Here is a 397-nt window from a genome sequence, read left to right as displayed (position 1 = left end):
CCGGATGGACGATGGACTGGCGCCGTGCGCGCACGATGAGGGCAGAACGATGAGAGCGGTGCTGATCGCCACCCTGGCCTGTGCCGTGATGGCCGTGGACCTGACTGCAGCGACGCAGGCCCAAGCCCAGATGGGCGGCGGCGCGCCCACGGGCTTCGGCCGCGGCAACCGCCGCCCCGGCGGCGAAGAGGAGAAGAAGCCGCAATACGTGCCGGGTACCAAGGCGAGCGAGAAGATCTTCCCGCTGGATTCGACCTGGACGGCGGTGAGCCTCAACGGCAAGCCGTTCACCGGTGGCGACCGCCCGAGCTTCATCATCGACAAGCAGTACCGCGCTCGCGGCTACGGCGGTTGCAATACCTTCGCGGCGACCGCCTTCCCGCTTAAGGATCAGCAC

The 397-nt window shown here is 68.0% G+C and carries 1 protein-coding gene; it reads left to right on the top strand.

Annotation, left to right across the window (positions count from 1 at the left end; all coding sequences use genetic code 11):
• Window positions 1-49: 49 nt before the first annotated feature.
• Window positions 50-397, top strand: a 348-nt coding sequence (locus K9U40_RS24395; RefSeq protein WP_282892616.1) for an META domain-containing protein, incomplete at its 3' end; no start/stop codon positions are given.

Origin of the sequence: Xanthobacter autotrophicus (genome assembly GCF_030015065.1) — a bacterium.
Classification (GTDB): Bacteria; Pseudomonadota; Alphaproteobacteria; order Rhizobiales; family Xanthobacteraceae; genus Xanthobacter; species Xanthobacter autotrophicus_D.
Note: the sequence above shows the minus strand (reverse complement) of the source record. Positions and strands in the feature narration are given on the sequence as shown.